This window comes from Mycobacteroides franklinii (assembly GCF_002013895.1).
GTDB classification, from domain to species: domain Bacteria; phylum Actinomycetota; class Actinomycetes; order Mycobacteriales; family Mycobacteriaceae; genus Mycobacterium; species Mycobacterium franklinii.
Genome location: NZ_MAFQ01000016.1, coordinates 56594 through 73729, shown reverse-complemented (window position 1 = coordinate 73729; position 17136 = coordinate 56594). Strand labels below are relative to the sequence as shown.

The following is a 17136-nucleotide window of genomic DNA, read 5'->3' as shown; positions in this document are numbered from 1 at the left end:
TGGTCTTGTGCGGCCACGGCGTATCCGTGGCAGGAGAGTCGCCTGCGTCGGCAACCGGCCAAGGCTACCGCACAGCCCCCTGACCGGCGAAATCGTGCTTACCGGCTAGATCCACCGACGTGCGCCTGCCCTCCCTCGACACACCCGCTCGTGGTGAGAACACGCCGCGCAAATCCGCCTGAACACGGCGTGTCGGCACGGAGCAAGGTCGTGGTGCCGGGGCTACGCGCGAGCGATATGCGGCGCGGGCTTACGCGGGCGCAACCAGGCAGGCAGCCATTCGGGAGGGGCGTCGGGCGCCCCATCGCACGGCCCACCCGCCGGATCGTCAGTGTGGTCACCGTGGGCGCGCACCAAGTCCTCGCTGGGGTGATAGATCTGGCGCAGCACCAGCACACACAGTCCGATCACCGCGATATCGCGCACCAAGACCGTGCCGGTGAACCACTGTTCGGGCAGCCCCTTGTTCTCCACGCCCAGCAGGTAGTACATCCGCGGTATCCACACCAGCGCATCGACGGTCATCCACGCCAACAGAATTCGGCGATGCGGCAGCGCCACCACCGCCAGCGGCACCAGCCACAGGGAGAACTGCGGACTCCACACCTTGTTGGTCAACAGAAAGACGGCCACGACCAGGAAGGCCAACTGCGCTACCCGCGGGCGCCGCGGCGCCGTCAGCGCCACATATCCGATGCCCAGACAACAGAGCCCGAACAGCACTGCCGATACCGCGTTGAGAATGACCGGCGGCTCCCAGAAGCCCAGCGGACCGTCGAAGCCCTGCCACCCGGTGAAGGACTTGAAGACGTTGTAGAGCGAGTCCATATCGTCGCCGCGACGGGTGTTGAGCCGGAAGAACTCTCCCCAACCGCGTGGGAACAGCATCGCCACCGGCGCGTTCACCACAACCCAACTGCCCGCCGCGGCCGCCGCGGTCTTGGCGAACTCGTGCATTTTGCCGCTGCGCAGGCTCACCAACAGCAGCGGGAGCAACAGCAGCATCGGATAGAGCTTGGCGGCCACGCCCAGCCCAATCAGCACACCCGCGAGCCACGGCTTCTTGCGTGCCCACGCCCACAGCGCCGTCATACTGAAAGCCGTTGCGAGAGCATCGAAATTCGTGAAGATCTGGAATATCACGATCGGGGACGCGGCAATCATCACCACATCCCACGGACGGGTGCGCGGGCTCAATCCTGCACTGGCCCAAATGGTTACCAACCAAGCCAACGCCAGCCCAAAGGCCACGATGTCGAAGAACATCACCACCTCGGCCACAATGGGCAGCCCGAGTCGATCGCTGGCCTGCGTGTAGGTCTTGGCCAGCGCCATCGCGGTGTACTGGTACACCCCGGTGACCACCGGGTACTCCATGTACCGAACCGCCGGGGTGCCGTCGTACTGGATCTTCTGGTGCCCGCCCGAATCGGTTTCCAGCCAACTCGACTTGTACGGGAAGCGGCCCTGGTTCAGCAGTTCTGCGCCATACAGCGGCACGGTGTCCGAATAGCACAGCTGGTAGTAGGCGCGGTTGTTGTCCCAATTGGCCACGCGCGCAGCGCCGTTGCCGGTCCCGCTCTGCTGCAGACAGGGCGCCTTGCTGGTCCATCCCAGGATGAGGAACCCCAGCGCGATGATGAACACCACCCGTAGCGGCGTCCAGAACGGCTGCCGACCGACCAGTGCATGCCGGCCCAATGGTCCGCCCACGACCTCGGACAGCTCAACACCCATCGCGTCGGTGCGACTGGGGAAATCGCGATCGTCGGCGCTGCGCAGATCATCCGCCAGCTCCTCGGGCGACACCGTCGCACGCTCAAGCTCGTCGGCCACGCGGCTCTCAGACTGAATGTCGCCGGCTACGCGGCTCCGAGATTCTGTCGGCACCTGCCTACTGCCCCGGCGGTGGTGCGTCACCCGCCGGTGGCGCTGCCGGACCAACCGGAACCGTCGTCGGCGGCCCCACCGGAATGGTGATACCGGGCGCGATTTCGATGGTGGGCTGGATGACCGTCACTTCCCCGCCGCCTGCCGGCGCAGGCACCGGCGGACCGTTGGGCACCGGTGGCGGCGGCACGTACGTGGGCACACCGGCGTAACCGCCGATCGGCCCTGGCTTCGGGAAGGTCTCCTTGGGGGTGCCGTCCAGGGCGCCGTTCATGGTCTTCTGCCAGATGTCCGACGGCAGGCCGGAGCCGTAAATCGGCCCGCCCCAACTGGTCTTGATCGGCTTGCCATCGTCGGTGCCGACCCATACCGCCGTCGAGAGCGACGGGGTGAAGCCGACCATCCAAGCGTCCTTGTTGTCCTTGGTGTCGCCCAGCTGCGCGGTACCGGTCTTGGCGGCCGACTCCCGTCCACCGGCCAACGCGTGCCCACGCGAGTAGGCGGCAATCGGCTTCATCGCCGAGATGGCGTTGTTGGCAACGTCATCGGAGATGCGCTTCTCACCCGTGTTATCGGAAGAGCCGGCGTCGAACAGCACCTGACCGTCGGCGTTCACCACCTTCTGGATGAAATGCGGCTTGCGGTAGGTACCGGAAGCCGCCAGGGTCGCGTACGCCGAGGCCATGTCGAGCACCCGGGTCTGGTACTGGCCCAGCACCACACCGTTATTGGGCGGACCGCCCTGCCCGTCTTCGGACAAGGTGTGCGCGACGCCGGGGAAGTTCTCGGCGATACCGGCGTTGTGCGCGGCGGCGGCCACATCGTCGGGCCCGTTCTTCAGCTTCAGCATCAGCCGGTAGAAGCTGGTGTTCAGCGAGCGCTTGAGCGCCTCGGCCACCGAACATGTTCCACACGAAGCGTCTTCACTGTTCTTGATGGTGATGCCCTGATAGGTCAGCTCCGAGCTGTCCAGCTGGTAACCCAGGCCGATGCCCTGCTGCAACGCCGCCACCAAGGCGAACACCTTGAATGAGGAACCCGTCTGCAGGCCCTGCTGTGCATAGTCCAGACCCTGCGCGTTGGAGCCGCCGTAGTACGCCTTGACCGCACCCGAACGCGGGTCGATGGACACCACCGCGGTGCGCAGATCCGGGTTCTCACTCTGCAAGGTGGTGTTGACCGCATTCTCGGCGGCCTGCTGCGCCTTGGTGTCGATGGTCGTGGTGATCTGCAAACCCTCGGTGTTCAACGTCTGCTCGTCGATGTTGAACAGATCGGTGAGCTCTGCCATCACCTGACGTTTGATGAGGCCGTTGGGACCCGTGGTCGCGTTCTGTGCCGCGGCCTGCTCGGGCGGCACCGTGGCCGGGTACACCTGACCGGCGCGATCCTGAGCGGACAGTGCGCCGATCGTGACCATGCCGTCGAGCACCCAGTTCCAGCGATTCGTCGACTCCGGCAGATCCACCGCGGGATCCAGCCGCGAAGGCCGCTGGATCAGCGCCGCCAGCAGCGCACCCTCGGACACCGTCAGCTGCTCGACCGGCTTGTCGAAGTAGGCCTTCGATGCCGCCGAGATGCCGTATGCACCGCGCCCGAAGTAGATGATGTTGAGGTACGCCTCCATCACCTGATCCTTGGACCAGGACTGCGACATCTTGGTGGAGATCACGATCTCCTTGGCCTTACGGGTCAGACCGCCCAGGCCGGCGCGCTGCGAACCCACCATCGCGTTCTTCACGTACTGCTGGGTGATGGTCGACCCACCCTGGGTGTCACCGCCGAACATGTTGTTCTTCACCGCGCGCAGCAGTCCCGAAAAAGAGAAGCCCGGGTTGCCGTAGAAATCGCGGTCCTCGGCGGCCATCACGGCAGCACGCACGTGCTGGGGCACCTGGTCGATCTTGATATCGACTCGATTACCTTCCGGCGGAACGACTTTGGCGATCTCGGTGGTGCCATCGCTGGCCAGGATGGTGGACACCTGGCTGGTGCGGATATCACCCGGCTTGGGAATGTCCACCACCGAATACGCGAGCGCAAACGTCGCCAGCGGAATCACGATCGCCAGCAGCACCAGCGCGATCATCACATTGCGAACGGTCTTCCAGCCGTTGCTCTTTCGCTTACGACGGCGCCGCGGCGGACGTGCCGAACCACCCGTCGTACCGGGCGGACCCGGAGGTGGCGGCGGCTCATGCCCCATGCCCTCGTCGTCGCGTTCCAGCGCCGCACGTGCCGCGGCCACCGCGTCATCGTCGCGCCGGTACAGCGGCAAATCCTCGACCGGGTCCAGGATCGAGGTCGGGCGATCGTCCATGCTGGGGGTGCGCGGTGAATCCTGGCCGTCGTGGGGAGCTACCGGATTCTGCTCGTCAACCACGCCGCCGTCACCTATCTGCCTATTCACTGGCCGTCCGGGCCCGAGTTGTTCGCTGACGTGGGGTGGTCCCCTTCGGCGCCGGCAGGGCGCCCATGACATACGACTTCACCAAATGATTCCAACTGCAGGTCCGACATACCTCGACAACATGCACAGCGAACTCCGAGTACTTCGTGGCGAGCATCACCAGTTCCTCGGCCGAACGAGCCGATCCGGATACCGCGCCCAAATGTTCGCCGAAAACCCACGACACCAGTGTCAGTTGCTCCTTGCGGCAGATGGGACACATCACGGAGCTGGGCTTGCCATGAAATTTAGCCGCACGGAGCAGGTAAGGGTTCGCGTCGCAGACTTCAGTCACCCCGGTACGCCCGGAATAGACCTCTGCCAGCAGGGATCGCCGCTTGAGCGCGTAATCCACCACCTGTCTCTGCAATCGCACGGTAACCAGAGTACGTCCGATTACGCGCCGACAGAGCGTGGGCCGCACAGACAGGCTGTCCTTTGCAAACCCGAACTCTGCCCGCGTTCGACTCGTTACGATTGAGCGACTGTCATTCCGAGGGGGCAACGTGACATCTCGTCATCTATCGCCGGTGCTTGCCGGCTTCGCGATCATCGCCGTCATCGCGGCCGGATGCGGCAAGTCCGCCGATACCCCGGCCACCGGGACATCCACCGCGACGACCACGTCATCGGGACGCGCCGTCCCGAGCGCGGCTCCCGCCGTCACCCCGTCGGTGCCGGTTGGCGTGACGGGCACCGGCAAGGTTGTCGGGAACGCGGTACTGAAGGTGCTTGGCAATGGGACCGCCACCGTCACCTGGAAAGAGAACGGCGGACCCGCACACGTCGAAAAGAATGTGCCGCTGCCCTGGGAGCACACCATCGACGTTGTCGAAGAGGCCAACTCCGAAGTCCGCGCCGACGGTTCCGGCGCCAGCGGCTGCACGATCATGATGGGCGACATGCTGGTGTCCTTCAAGAACGAGCCGAACCCCGTCTGCGAGTTCGCGTACTGGGGCTGATCCCGGCCGCTCTACGATTCCTCGCATGGCGACCCGTGCCAAGGACTCTGACCGAGACGCCACCTGCAAGGCACTCGACGCCGCCTTCGGCGATGGCCAGATCTCCTCGGAGGAACACCGTCAGCGGATTGCCGTAGCGACGCACGCACAGACCCTTGGCGAACTCAACGGCGTCGTCTCCGATCTGCAGATCTCTCCCTTGCCGATCGAGGCACCCGCCCCACGCCCGCCGCGCCGCCGCTGGCCGGCCATCGTTGTCACCGCCGTCGCCGCGGCCGCCATCGGGGCCGGGGTTGGCGGTTATGCGATGCGGCAGGCGCCACCGGACCCGGGTGCTGCGGCCGACGGCGTCGCGCCGGTAGTGATCGCGCCGACGAAACTGTTTTCCGTGCCCGGTCTGGCCGGGCTGTTGGATCAGATGCGCGTCACGTTCGGCGATACCGTCGGCATCGAGCTGACGGTGCGCGCCAACAATGCGTCGTTGGTCCGTATCGAAGCCTCCGATCCGAACCTGCCCATCACCTATCCGTATCAGGGCGGGTTCCGCGACGGCGGCGCGATGCCGGGCACCTGGCGCAATGTGCACATCGGAGATCTGAGCAGGTTCGATCCGGCCAAGATTGTCGGCGTTCTGCGCGGTGCACCCGAATCCCTGAACGTGCCCACCGCGGGTGACGGCGGCACTGTCATGGTGATCAGACCCAGCGACGAGGGCGTCGACATCACCATCACCGTCTCGGACAAGGACCGCACCGGACGGGTTGTCGTCGCGGGCAACGGAGAGCCCAAAGAAGTCGCGCCCGCACCCTGACCGCCAGGATCGCCGCCGCTCTACCATTCCTCGCATGGCGACGCGACCTTCAGCCCAGACCCGCGCCAAGGATTCCGACCGTGACGCGACCTGCCAAGCCCTCGACACCGCGCTGGGCGATGGCCAGCTGTCCATGGAGGAACACCGTGAACGGGTTGCCGCAGCGACCAGCGCGAAATCCCTTGGCGATCTCTCCGCACTGGTGGCAGATCTGCAGCTGAACACCCCGCCCGTCGCGCTCCCCCATGAGCAGAAACCTTCGGCGTGGCGTCAACGCGCACCATTTCTTGCCATCGCGACATTCACTGCGGCCGTGATTGTCCTGGGTATCGGGCTGCTGGTGCGGGAATCGGGAACTCCCGACGCGCCACGCCCTGCAGGCACGCCCGGCGCCATCCGTCCCGGTACGGCTCCGGTTGACGACGGGATTGCTCCCACCGTGATCCCTCGACCTGCGCCCGCCGAGAAGAACATCTTCAGCGCCCCCGGGCTGTCCACGCTGATCGACCGTATCCATCAGAAATTCGGTGACTCAACGGGGTATGAGCTGGACCTTTACCCGGAGTACGCGATCATTGAACGTGCTGACCCCGATGAACCCAAGGGGCTGATTTCGTACCTCTACCGCGAGGGCGATTTCAACGATCCCGATCGCCGACCGCGCTCGTTCGACAATCTGGGCGACGTCGGCGCATTCGACCAGGCTGCGATCCTCGGCATCATCCGGGGCGCCGCGCAGACCCTAGGGATCGACAAGGGCGAACCGAGTCACGTGATCATCCGGCCCACCGCGGAGGGCGGTCTGAAGATCAACATCTACGCCTCCCGTGGAAACTACGAATCCGGCTACATCTCAGTCGACGCCCAGGGGCTCAATCCCAAGCTCCACCCGCCGTCATAACCCCCGTGTGGCGCCCGCATATATCGCGGCGATACTATGACCCGATCGGTGCACGAGAGATGCTCCGTCGTCATACACGGTGTTGGGAGGTGACTTCATGTTGGAACTGGCCATTCTCGGCTTACTGCTTGAGTCACCCATGCACGGCTACGAGCTGCGCAAGCGCCTGACCGGCCTGCTGGGCGCCTTTCGGGCCTTCTCCTACGGCTCGCTGTACCCGGCCCTGCGGCGCATGCAGGCCGACGGGCTCATCGAAGAGGACTCCGCGCCCGCGGGCGCCACGGTGCTGCTTCGCGGCAAGCGGGTCTACCAGATGACGGCCGCCGGCCGCGCTCGCTTCAGCGAGCTGGTGGCGGACACCGGTCCTCAGAACTACACCGACGACGGCTTCGGTGTGCACCTGGCATTCTTCAACCGCACCCCGGCCGAGGCCCGGATGCGAATCCTCGAAGGCCGCCGCCGTCAGGTGGAGGAACGCCGGGAAGGTCTGCGCGAGGCCATCACCCGGGCAAGCAGTTCGTTCGACCGATATACGAAGCAGTTACACCAGCTTGGCCTGGAATCCAGTGAACGAGAAGTGAAGTGGCTCAACGACTTGATCGCCGCCGAGCGCACCGCGCAGGCACGGGTCGAGGAGCGTTAAGTATGTCCATCGGTAAAGGAGAACCGTCCATGTCCAACAACACATCTGAGGTGCGCGTCGCCATCGTCGGCGTCGGTAACTGCGCGTCCTCGCTGGTCCAGGGTGTGCAGTATTACCAGGACGCGGACGAGAACTCCAATGTTCCCGGCCTGATGCACGTCAAGTTCGGCCAGTATCACGTGCGCGACGTGAAATTCGTCGCCGCGTTCGATGTGGACGCCAAGAAGGTCGGCTTCGATCTCTCCGAGGCGATCCTGGCTTCGGAGAACAACACCATCAAGATCGCCGACGTGCCGCCCACCGATGTGATCGTGCAGCGCGGACCGACCCTGGACGGCATCGGTAAGTACTACGCCGACACCATCGAGGTCTCTGACTCCGAGCCCGTCGACGTCGTGAAGGTATTGAAGGACAACAACGTTGACGTCCTCGTGTCCTACCTGCCGGTGGGATCGGAAGAGGCCGACAAGTTCTACGCCCAGTGCGCCATCGACGCCAAGGTGGCCTTCGTCAACGCACTGCCGGTGTTCATCGCCTCGGATCCCGTGTGGGCCAAGAAGTTCGAGGATGCCGGTGTACCGATCGTGGGCGACGACATCAAGAGCCAGGTGGGCGCCACCATCACCCACCGCGTGATGGCCAAGCTGTTCGAGGACCGCGGTGTCACCCTGGACCGCACCTACCAGCTCAACGTCGGCGGCAACATGGACTTCAAGAACATGCTCGAGCGTGAGCGCCTGGAGTCCAAGAAGGTGTCCAAGACCCAGGCCGTGACGTCGAACCTCAACGGCTCGCTAGCCGACAAGGTGTACGACAAGAACGTGCACATCGGCCCGTCCGACTATGTCGCGTGGCTCGACGACCGCAAGTGGGCTTATGTCCGCTTGGAAGGCCGCGCCTTCGGTGACGTGCCGCTGAACCTGGAATACAAGCTTGAGGTCTGGGACTCCCCCAACTCGGCGGGCATCATCATCGACGCGGTGCGTGCGGCGAAGATCGCCCTCGACCGTGGACTCGGTGGCCCGATCCTGCCGGCCTCGGCCTACCTGATGAAGAGCCCGCCCAAGCAGCTCGCCGACGATGTCGCGCGCGTTCAGCTGGAGCAGTTCATCGAGGGCTGAGCGCCTACGCGCAGACCATCGAACCGGGCTAGTCACCCGGAAGTCGTTCCCGCCGAGGGCATACCAAACGCACGACTGCGTACGGTATGCCCTCGGTGCTATCTCAGGTGTTCGGCGAGCCCCGCCAGCCGGTCCAGCTCGCGGACTACCTCGTCCTCCGGTCCCGGATCGAGATGAAAAAGCACCCGTCCCGCACCGGCACCCCGATATTCGACGGCGAGCTTCTGATCCCCCGGCACCCCGCTCACGGTGACCGGCAGATCAGCGCGCCCCTGCTCGGCGAACCAGTCGCGCGCCCGACGCACATCCTCGGGTGTGGACGTCCCCGCGTACGGCAGCCAACCCTCCCCTACCCGCACCGCACGCGACTGTGCCGCCCGGCTGGGTCCACCGATGTGGAGCGGAATCGGCACAGCCGGGCGCGGACGCGCGACGACGGGACCGAAATCAACATGCTTGCCGTGGAATTCGGCCACTTCTTCACCCCAGAGCAGTCCCAGGGCAGCCAACTGCTCGTCCAGTACCGCACCCCGCGTCGACGGGTCGACGCCGTGGTTGCGCACCTCGTCCAGATTCCACCCGACACCCACGCCGAGCACCACCCGATCGTGTGACAGCGTGGCCAGGGTCGCAACAGCTTTCGCGGTGTGCAGCACATCGCGCTGCGGCAGCAGGGCAACACCAGACCCGACCACGAGCCGCTGCGTGGCGGACAACGCGTAGGCCAACACCACCGGCAAGTCGCGGATCAACGGCAGCCGCGCCCGAAACTCGGCGTCGATCTCATCGGGTGTGTCCACCGGGAAGTAGGAGTGGTCGTCGAAGAGCAGCCATTCGAATCCACGTTCCTCGACCGCACGGGCGAGCACATCCGGCGAGACATATCCGTCGGCAGATGTGGTGGCGATACCGAATCCCGTCATGACCTCCAGGAACCCGCGGTGCGCCCCCGAAATTCCGGGCAACGCGCTGCACGATCTGGTTACGGGGTGCAACATCGACCTACCCGGCTGAAAGAGGCATCGCATGGCCAACACGGCAGCGCCCAGCGAAGGAGGCCTGCAACACTCGTTGCAGAAGCGCCACCTGACGATGATCGCGATCGGCGGCGTCATCGGCGCCGGCCTGTTCGTCGGGTCCGGTGCGACCATCCAGGCCGCCGGGCCCGCAGCGTTTCTCACCTACGCCATTACCGGCGTGCTCATCGTCTTGGTGATGCGGATGCTCGGCGAGATGGCCGTCGCCAACCCGTCCACCGGTTCCTTCGCCGACTACAGCCGCCGCGCCCTCGGTGACTGGGCGGGGTTCTCGGTCGGCTGGCTCTACTGGTACTTCTGGGTGATCGTCGTCGGGTTCGAGGCGGTGGCCGGCGGCAAGCTCATTCAGGACTGGTTACCGCGAGCTCCGCTGTGGCTGGTGGCGCTGCTCCTGATGCTGGCCATGACGGCGACCAACCTGTTCTCGGTGCGCTCCTATGGCGAGTTCGAGTACTGGTTCGCCAGCGTGAAAGTTGCTGCGATCGTGGCATTTCTGGCCGCGGGCACGTGCTACGCCTTCGGCCTGTGGCCGGGTAAGCGGATGGACTTCTCCAATCTCACCGCCCATCACGGCTTCATGCCGCACGGGCCGGGAGCGATCTTCTCCTCGATCGTCATCGTGATCTTCTCCATGGTGGGTGCCGAGATCGCCACCATCGCCGCTGCCGAATCGAAGGACCCCGCCAAAGCCATCAGCCAGGCCACCAATTCGGTGATCTACCGGGTGGCGATCTTCTTCGTCGGATCGATTTTTCTGATCGTGGTCATCGTGCCCTGGGACAGCCCGGAACTGGGAACCTCGCCGTACGTCACCGCCTTCAAAACGATGGGGATCCCGGCTGCCGATCACATCATGCGATTCGTGGTGCTCACCGCGGTGCTGTCGTGTTTGAACTCGGCGATGTACACCGCGTCCCGAATGCTGTTCGTGCTCGCGGGCCGCGGCGAGGCGCCCCGCAGCTGGCTCAAGGTCAGCAATCGCGGCGTCCCGGTGCAGGCGATTCTTGCGTCCTCATTCGTGGGCTTCGTCTGCGTCATCCTGGCGTACTTCTTCGAGCACACCGTATTCCTGTTCCTGCTCAACTCCTCGGGCGCGGTAATCCTGTTCGTGTACTTGATGATTGTCGTCTCGCAGTTCATCCTGCGACGTCGAACTCCCGAGGAGAAGCTGATAGTCAAGATGTGGGGCTTCCCGGTGCTGACGATCCTCACCGCGATCGGAATCGTCGCCATCCTGGTGGCGATGGGTTTCCAGGACGAGACCCGCACGCAGCTGTGGACCAGCCTGCTGTCCTGGGGTGTGATCCTGCTGCTCTTCGGGGTGCTGCGGCTCACGCAGCGGCGCCAGCCGCAGCGTGAGGAACCGGCTACCCGGTAATCGCCACGGCACGCTTGAACAGCTGCAGCGTCATGCCGTGCAGGTAATCCCCCACCGCCACAGGTGCTTTCCCCGCGAATGCGCGGGCATGCGTACCCTCCAGGATGATTCCCAGCTTGAAGCAGGCCAGCACCGTGTACCAGTCCATCGCGCTCAGATCCCGGTCCGTGCGTTCCGCGTAGTGTGCGACGAGTTCCTGCGGCGTGGGCAGGTTTCCGGCCTGAACCAACGCGCCACCCAACGACGCGTCGTCGGCCTCGGACGGCCAGGTAGCCAGCAGCCAACCCAGATCCAGCAGCGGGTCACCGATCGTCGACATCTCCCAGTCCACGATGGCGGCCAGCTGCGGGCCGTCATTGCGGAACATCATGTTGGCCAGATGGAAATCGCCGTGCATGATTCCCGGCTTCCACTGCGAAGGCCGTTGCCGCTCAAGCCAATTCGCCACGGATTCCAGGCCCGGAATGTCCGGACCGGGGTACCCGTCGTGCTTGGCGTACGAGTCGAGCTCCTTGAGCCAGCGCGGCACCTGGCGTTCCAGGAAACCGTCCGGATTTCCGTAGCCGTCAAGTCCCAGCGTGTGATAGTCCAGCGCGCCGAGGGCGGCGATACCGCTGACCGCCTCCAGCCCCATCTGATGGCGGATCTGCGCACTGCCGGCGTGTAATTCCGGCAGTGCGACCGAGGCATTGAATCCGTCGACGGGCTCCATCAGGTAGAAGACCGCGCCGCCGAGCACCGCCTCATCGGCGCAGGCCGCGATGAGTTCCGGTGCCGGAACGCCTTGCCCCCGTATCGCTCCCAACAGCCGCGCCTCGCGGCGGATCACATTGTTACTCGCTTCGCGCAGATGCTTCGGAGGCCGACGGAGCACGTACTCGCGCCCACCGCGGCTGAACCGCACCATGATGTTCTGGGTGCCCCCGGATATGGGAGACACTCCAGCGATGTCCCCCTGAGGAAGCCCCTGCTCGTCCATCCAGCGCGAAACAACCTCGAAATCCACACTCTTCGGATCCACATGCTCAGGCGCGGCCAACTGCGTCTGACGTTCTTCGCGCGAATCGCTCATCAGAAGTTGCCCACCCGGTGCTCGAGCCGCGCTGCCACATGGGCCCGCGCTTTTTCGGTCAGCGCCGGAATGTGACTCGGCGGGAAGAGCCCCGCATAGGGGGTGTAGTCCTTGAGCACCTCCTTGGCGATGGTGACCTTGTGCACCTCGGTCGGTCCGTCCACCAGACCCATCACCTCTGAGTACAGGAACATCTTGGCCAACGGCATCTCCTCGGACACCCCCAGCGAGCCGTGCAGATGCAGCGCGCGCTGCGCCACATCGTGCATCACCTTCGGCATCGCGGCCTTGATCGCCGAAATGTCCTTGCGCACCTTCAGGTAATCCTGGTGCTTGTCGATCAACCAGGCCGTGCGCAGTACCAGCAGCCGGAAGGATTCCATCTCGATCCAGCTGTCGGCGATACGTTCCTGTGTCATCTGCAGTTTGGCGATGGTGCCCCCGCGAGCCTCCCGGCTGATGACGCGCTCGCACATCATGTCGAATGCCTTGCGTACCTGGGCCACCGTGCGCATGGCGTGGTGTACGCGGCCACCACCGAGACGGGTCTGCGCGATGGCGAACGCACCGCCCTCGGCGCCCAACATGTTCTCGGCGGGAATCCGAGCGTTGGTGAAGCGGGTGTAGGCCTCGTCCTCGCTGAACCCGTGCACCGTGATGTTCCGGACGATCTCGACACCGGGGGCACTCGGGTCGACGATGAACATCGACATTCCTTGATACGGGCTGACGTCGGTATTGGTGACCGCCATGACGATCCAGAACGAGGCGTGCCGCGCCTCGGAGTTGAACCACTTCTCCCCGTTGAGGATCCACTCGTCGCCGTCACGCACGGCGGTGGTCTTGAACAGCGTCGGGTCCGATCCGCCCTGCGGCTCGGTCATGACATAACAGGAGCCGATATCGCCGTCCATCAACGGCTGCAGATACTTGGCCTTCTGCGCTTCGGTGCCATAGTGCGCGAGAATCTCGGCGTTGCCGGTGTCGGGCGCCTGGCATCCGAATATCGAAGGAGCCCAGGACGACCGGCCAAGAATCTCATTGAGCAGCGCCAGTTTGAGCTGGCCGAAGCCCGGACCGCCCAGCTCGGGCCCGAGGTGGCACGCCCACAAGCCGCGGCGCTTGACCTCTTCCTTCAACGGGCGCACGTAGTCCATGGCCGCTGTGTCGGACTTGTCGTACGGGTTGGGGAACACGTAATCGAGGGGTTCGACCTCCGTGCGGACGAACTCATCAGCCCAGTCCAGTAGCTCCTGGTACTCAGGGTCGGTCTCGAAATCCCATGCCATGTCAGTCACTTCCTGTCGGTTCGTGTGGACTGTTCGTTTGGACACCGTCTAAAACCATGTCGGCGATGCGCTTGGCGATCTGTGCCGGGCTCTTGCCGTCGGCGCGGTACCAGACCGCCACCATGTTCAGCATTCCCAGGACCGCGTTGGTGACCACGTGATCGGCCGTGCGAAACGTCCCGGTCTCGTGTCCCTCATCGAAAACACGCTGCCAGCAGCGCTGCAGCTCGTCGCGCAAGCCCTGCAGTTCCGCGGCGCGCCCGCCGGTCAGTGCGGAACCATCGCGCACCTGGATGGAAACCTGCTTGCGATATTTGACGATGAGGATGACGTAGGAGCCGATCAGCGTGCGCAGGCGCTTGGCCGGCTCGGTGTTCATGTTGGCGATATGCACGGCCTCGGTGAGCATCTCGTCGATATAGCTACGCAGGATCTCCCAGAGAAGTTCTTCCTTGGATCCGATGTGGTAGTACAGCGCGCCGCCGCGCACGCCGGCCGCGGAACCTATTTCGGCCACGCCCGTGGCGTGAAACCCTTTCTCCGCGAAGAGTTCCGTCGCCACGTCCATAATCCGCCGGCGGGTCGCCGCGGCGTCACCGTCGGATGCGGGCGGGCGGCCACGGCGCGGTTTGGCGCCGGCCTCCGTCACAGGATGCCGCCGTCCAAACGGATCGTCGTTCCCGTGCAGTAGGCCGATGCCTCGCTCGCGAGATACAGCGCCGCACCCACGATGTCCTCCGGCTCGCCCACGCGCCGCAGCGGAATACTCGGAATCAACCCCTCCGCGAATCCCTCCGGCCAGGCCGCGGCGATATCGGTGTTGAACAGCCCGCACTGAATTGTGTTGGCGCGCACGGTCGGCCCAAACGTGTGCGACAGACCCAGGGTCAACGCGTTCAAACCCGCCTTGGCCGCCGCGTAGGGCAGCGCCGTCGCATCGGGTCGCACCGCTTCGATGGAGCTGATGTTGATGATCGAACCACCGGCTCCCGCGGCCATCTTGGTGGCGATCGACGCCGACAGCCGGAACGGGCCCTTCAGATTGACCCCGATGACCTTGTCGAACAACGCCTCCGACACCTGGTCCAGGCTGGGGTACAGCGGGGACAGCCCGGCGTTGTTCACCAACACGTCCACGCGGCCGAACTCGCGGTACACGGTGTCGACCAACTCGTCGCACTGCTCCCACGAGCTGACATTGCACGCGACCGGGAGCGCGCGGCGCCCGTGCTCCGCCTCCACTTTGGCGGCCAGCTCATGACACGAATCAATCTTGCGGCTGGCGATCACCACGTCCGCGCCATGGACCGCGAACGCCTGCACCATGGCCCGTCCCAACCCGCGGCTTCCACCGGTGACGACGACGACCTTGTCCTGCAGCATTCGATGCCTCCTCAATTAATGTGGCGATCGATACATTAAAGACCGTGCGTCGATAGCGCAAGAGGCTGGTGCCGTCGATCAGCGAGCGAGCTTGTCCAGCAGCAGGCTGAACATCGCGTCGGCCTTGTCCTCATTCGGGTCGACACGACAGAACATCACCGAGGCGACGTAGTTCGCGCGTTGCCGTGCCATCAAACGGCACGACCATGGCGAATGGTCGGTAGTGCGCGTCCAGTTCACCTCGTCCTTACCGCTGTGCACGATCTTGAGGGCCCAGCCCTCCTTGGCACTGCCGACCGAAGTCACCCCACGCACCCCGTCGCAGCGGGACATGCGCTGGGCGAATTGTTCGAACTGCCGGCCAGCCGAGTCGGCGGTCTCGAACACGACGAGTGCGGTACCGACGGTGTGCTTACGAACCCTTTCCACCGACTGGGAGTACGCCTGGATACGCGCCGCGCTAAAGCTCAGGTACTGCTGGCGTGTGGCCAACGAATACCCGTACGCACAATCGGACACGGTATTGGCCGTCGAGAGCACCGTCTCCACCGCGGGGATCGTCTTGACCTCCGTAAGACCCGCCGCCGCACGAACATCCGGCGCCGAGAGCAATCGCCCTTCGAGGTCTGCCTGTCTGGGAGGCAACATCGGATACAGCTTCTCCGTCTTGGCGGGGGCTGTCGCGTCGCCCGCGATCGCCTGCGTGCAGGAGGTCAACAGCATGGCGGCACTGAGCAAAATCACTGGCGCCCAGCGCATTATCGCGGCCCCGATGGCTTCTGCGTCAAAAGATCCAGCACGTCGCCCGCCTTGTTGTCGGAACCATGGGCGCAGAATATCGGCGATATCCCCTGTCCCGGCAACCCCGATCGGGAGGTGCTCAATGTGAAGCTACACCACCAGGGCCATGCGCGGATCGGTGACCATCGCACCCAAATCCGCCAGGAACTTCGAGCCCTGCTCGCCGTCGACCAGTCGATGATCGAAGGACAATGCCAACGTGGTGACATCGCGGACCGCCAGCTCCCCGGCCACCACCCAGGGACGCTTGGCCACTGAGCCCAAGGCCAGGATCGCCGCCTCCCCCGGGTTGATGATCGGCGTTCCGGCATCGATACCGAACACGCCGATATTGGTGAGGGTGAACGTGCCACCGGTCATATCGGCGGGCGTGGTCTTGCCGTCGCGCGCGGTGCCGACCAGCTGCGCAACCGCCGTCGCCAGCTCGCGCAGCGACATCGTGTTGGCGCTCTTGATATTCGGCACCACCAGTCCCCGGTCGGTGGCCGCCGCGATACCCAGATTCACGTAGTGCTTCACGACGATCTCGCCGGCTTGTTCATCCCAGGTGGAATTCAGCGACGGATGCGACCGCAGCGCCAGCAGCACCATCCGGGCCACCAGCGTCATCGGGGTGAGCCTGAGATCGGGATACTTCGCCCTCAACTCTGCCAGCAGGCCCATCGTCTCGGTCATGTCCACGGTGAGGAACTCGGTGACATGCGGTGCGGTGAAGGCGCTGCGCACCATGGCGGCGGCGGTGTGCTTGCGCACCCCCGCGATCGGAATACGCGTCTCGCCGCCCACGACCGGAGTCGCGGCGCCGACGACATCCGGCTCCGCCTGTGGCGCGCGGGCGGTGAGGCTCCGGGTGTACGCCTCCACATCCTGTCGGGTGATGCTGCCGCCGATGCCGGTTCCGCTGATCAGTTCGAGGGTCACGCCCAGTTCGGCAGCGAGCTTGCGGACCGACGGCTTGGCAGGGGCCCTCTCCGGTACCGGCTGTGCCTTAGCCGCGGGCTCAACAACTTCGGGCTCCGGCTCCGCTGCCTCTTCCACCAGCGCAAGCGCGGCCGCTCCGGCTCCCGCACGGCGCCGACGACGGGTGTGGCTGCTCGTTTCCGACGGGCCGTAACCCACCAGATTGGCCGGAGCGTCCGGCTCGGCGCCGGCCACCTCGATCGAAATCAGCGGCGCACCGACCGCGACGGTGGAATTCTCCGCCGCCTGCAAGGCCACCACCGTGCCCTCGAAGGGAGACGGCAGCTCGACCATCGCCTTGGCGGTCTCCACATCGGCGAGCACCTGGTTGAGCTTCACCTCATCGCCGACCTTCACCTTCCAGGCGATCAGGTCGGCTTCGGTGAGTCCCTCGCCGAGGTCGGGGAGCAGAAACTGTTTGACTGCCATGGATTTCGGC

16 protein-coding genes and 1 pseudogene are annotated in these 17136 nt (G+C 64.9%); 6 read left to right on the top strand and 11 right to left on the bottom strand.

Annotated elements, in window-relative coordinates; translation table 11 throughout:
- Window positions 1–222 precede the first annotated feature (222 nt).
- The 3 genes from B4393_RS23405 to B4393_RS23395 all read right to left on the bottom strand — a co-directional run bounded on the left by B4393_RS23405 (window position 223) and on the right by B4393_RS23395 (window position 4715).
- Window positions 223–1809 (bottom strand): glycosyltransferase family 87 protein, encoded by a 1587-nt coding sequence (locus tag B4393_RS23405; RefSeq protein WP_078336206.1) that lies wholly within the window; start codon window positions 1807–1809, stop codon window positions 223–225.
- 85 nt (window positions 1810–1894) lie between these two features.
- A complete protein-coding gene (locus B4393_RS23400; RefSeq protein ID WP_078336170.1) occupies window positions 1895–4273 on the bottom strand; it encodes a transglycosylase domain-containing protein in 2379 nt (792 codons plus the stop codon).
- Window positions 4274–4292: 19 nt separating this feature from the next.
- Window positions 4293–4715 (bottom strand): DUF5318 family protein, encoded by a 423-nt coding sequence (locus tag B4393_RS23395; RefSeq protein ID WP_070937711.1) that lies wholly within the window; start codon window positions 4713–4715, stop codon window positions 4293–4295.
- Between the two features lie 130 nt (window positions 4716–4845).
- On the opposite strand from B4393_RS23395, the gene B4393_RS23390 reads away from it, so the two are divergent.
- The 5 genes from B4393_RS23390 (at window position 4846) to B4393_RS23370 (ending at window position 8777) form a co-directional block, all read left to right on the top strand.
- On the top strand, window positions 4846–5301 hold the full coding sequence (locus tag B4393_RS23390; RefSeq protein ID WP_078336169.1) for a hypothetical protein: 456 nt from the start codon (window positions 4846–4848) through the stop codon (window positions 5299–5301).
- A gap of 25 nt (window positions 5302–5326) precedes the next feature.
- Complete coding sequence (locus B4393_RS23385) at window positions 5327–6112, top strand: DUF1707 SHOCT-like domain-containing protein (RefSeq protein WP_078336168.1); 786 nt, start codon at window positions 5327–5329, stop codon at window positions 6110–6112.
- Between the two features lie 34 nt (window positions 6113–6146).
- Window positions 6147–7013, top strand: coding sequence for a DUF1707 SHOCT-like domain-containing protein (locus tag B4393_RS23380; protein WP_078336167.1), 867 nt, complete (start codon window positions 6147–6149; stop codon window positions 7011–7013).
- Window positions 7014–7110: 97 nt separating this feature from the next.
- The gene (locus B4393_RS23375) at window positions 7111–7656 is read left to right on the top strand and encodes a PadR family transcriptional regulator (RefSeq protein ID WP_070937707.1); all 546 of its coding nucleotides are present in this window, start codon (window positions 7111–7113) and stop codon (window positions 7654–7656) included.
- A gap of 29 nt (window positions 7657–7685) precedes the next feature.
- Entirely contained in the window at window positions 7686–8777 is a 1092-nt protein-coding gene (locus tag B4393_RS23370) for an inositol-3-phosphate synthase (protein WP_070939136.1), read from the top strand.
- A gap of 98 nt (window positions 8778–8875) precedes the next feature.
- Here the strand turns inward: B4393_RS23370 and B4393_RS23365 are convergent, their stop codons facing one another.
- Window positions 8876–9700 carry a TIGR03619 family F420-dependent LLM class oxidoreductase gene (locus B4393_RS23365; RefSeq protein ID WP_078336205.1) on the bottom strand — a complete coding sequence of 275 codons (825 nt, stop codon included), beginning with the start codon at window positions 9698–9700 and terminating at the stop codon, window positions 8876–8878.
- 103 nt (window positions 9701–9803) lie between these two features.
- Here B4393_RS23365 and B4393_RS23360 point away from each other — a divergent pair, with 103 nt between their 5' ends.
- Window positions 9804–11192 carry an amino acid permease gene (locus tag B4393_RS23360; protein ID WP_078336166.1) on the top strand — a complete coding sequence of 463 codons (1389 nt, stop codon included), beginning with the start codon at window positions 9804–9806 and terminating at the stop codon, window positions 11190–11192.
- Here the strand turns inward: B4393_RS23360 and B4393_RS23355 are convergent.
- From B4393_RS23355 to B4393_RS23330, 7 genes and pseudogenes are all read right to left on the bottom strand, one after another.
- The gene (locus B4393_RS23355) at window positions 11182–12231 is read right to left on the bottom strand and encodes a phosphotransferase family protein (protein ID WP_078336204.1); all 1050 of its coding nucleotides are present in this window, start codon (window positions 12229–12231) and stop codon (window positions 11182–11184) included. The two genes, B4393_RS23360 and B4393_RS23355, sit on opposite strands and share 11 nt — an antisense overlap.
- Before the next feature lie 32 nt (window positions 12232–12263).
- Window positions 12264–13553, bottom strand: coding sequence for an acyl-CoA dehydrogenase family protein (locus tag B4393_RS23350; RefSeq protein ID WP_078336165.1), 1290 nt, complete (start codon window positions 13551–13553; stop codon window positions 12264–12266).
- Between the two features lies 1 nt (window position 13554).
- The gene (locus B4393_RS23345; protein ID WP_078336164.1) at window positions 13555–14202 is read right to left on the bottom strand and encodes a TetR/AcrR family transcriptional regulator; all 648 of its coding nucleotides are present in this window, start codon (window positions 14200–14202) and stop codon (window positions 13555–13557) included.
- Window positions 14199–14936, bottom strand: a complete 738-nt coding sequence (locus B4393_RS23340; protein WP_078336163.1) for an SDR family NAD(P)-dependent oxidoreductase — start codon at window positions 14934–14936, stop codon at window positions 14199–14201. Before B4393_RS23340 ends, B4393_RS23345 begins: the two co-directional genes overlap by 4 nt.
- A 78-nt stretch (window positions 14937–15014) precedes the next feature.
- Window positions 15015–15695: a sensor domain-containing protein gene (locus tag B4393_RS23335; protein ID WP_078336162.1), complete on the bottom strand. Its 681-nt coding sequence runs from the start codon at window positions 15693–15695 to the stop codon at window positions 15015–15017.
- Window positions 15695–15781, bottom strand: a pseudogene (locus tag B4393_RS27360) (sensor domain-containing protein); the annotation flags it as partial. The gene B4393_RS23335 and the pseudogene B4393_RS27360, both read right to left, overlap by 1 nt.
- 46 nt (window positions 15782–15827) lie before the next feature.
- Window positions 15828–17126, bottom strand: a complete 1299-nt coding sequence (locus B4393_RS23330; protein WP_078336161.1) for a dihydrolipoamide acetyltransferase family protein — start codon at window positions 17124–17126, stop codon at window positions 15828–15830.
- Window positions 17127–17136 lie beyond the last annotated feature (10 nt).

Excerpts from the sequence above, each read along its gene's own strand:
- B4393_RS23360 (WP_078336166.1), top strand. The coding sequence starts at position 9,804 with ATGGCCAACACGGCAGCGCCCAGCGAAGGAGGCCTGCAACACTCGTTG.
- B4393_RS23380 (WP_078336167.1), top strand. The coding sequence starts at position 6,147 with ATGGCGACGCGACCTTCAGCCCAGACCCGCGCCAAGGATTCCGACCGT.
- B4393_RS23330 (WP_078336161.1), bottom strand. The coding sequence starts at position 17,126 with ATGGCAGTCAAACAGTTTCTGCTCCCCGACCTCGGCGAGGGACTCACC.
- B4393_RS23350 (WP_078336165.1), bottom strand. The coding sequence starts at position 13,553 with ATGGCATGGGATTTCGAGACCGACCCTGAGTACCAGGAGCTACTGGAC.
- B4393_RS23365 (WP_078336205.1), bottom strand. The coding sequence starts at position 9,700 with ATGACGGGATTCGGTATCGCCACCACATCTGCCGACGGATATGTCTCG.
- B4393_RS23335 (WP_078336162.1), bottom strand. The coding sequence starts at position 15,695 with ATGCGCTGGGCGCCAGTGATTTTGCTCAGTGCCGCCATGCTGTTGACC.
- B4393_RS23375 (WP_070937707.1), top strand. The coding sequence starts at position 7,111 with ATGTTGGAACTGGCCATTCTCGGCTTACTGCTTGAGTCACCCATGCAC.
- B4393_RS23385 (WP_078336168.1), top strand. The coding sequence starts at position 5,327 with ATGGCGACCCGTGCCAAGGACTCTGACCGAGACGCCACCTGCAAGGCA.
- B4393_RS23370 (WP_070939136.1), top strand. The coding sequence starts at position 7,686 with ATGTCCAACAACACATCTGAGGTGCGCGTCGCCATCGTCGGCGTCGGT.
- B4393_RS23340 (WP_078336163.1), bottom strand. The coding sequence starts at position 14,936 with ATGCTGCAGGACAAGGTCGTCGTCGTCACCGGTGGAAGCCGCGGGTTG.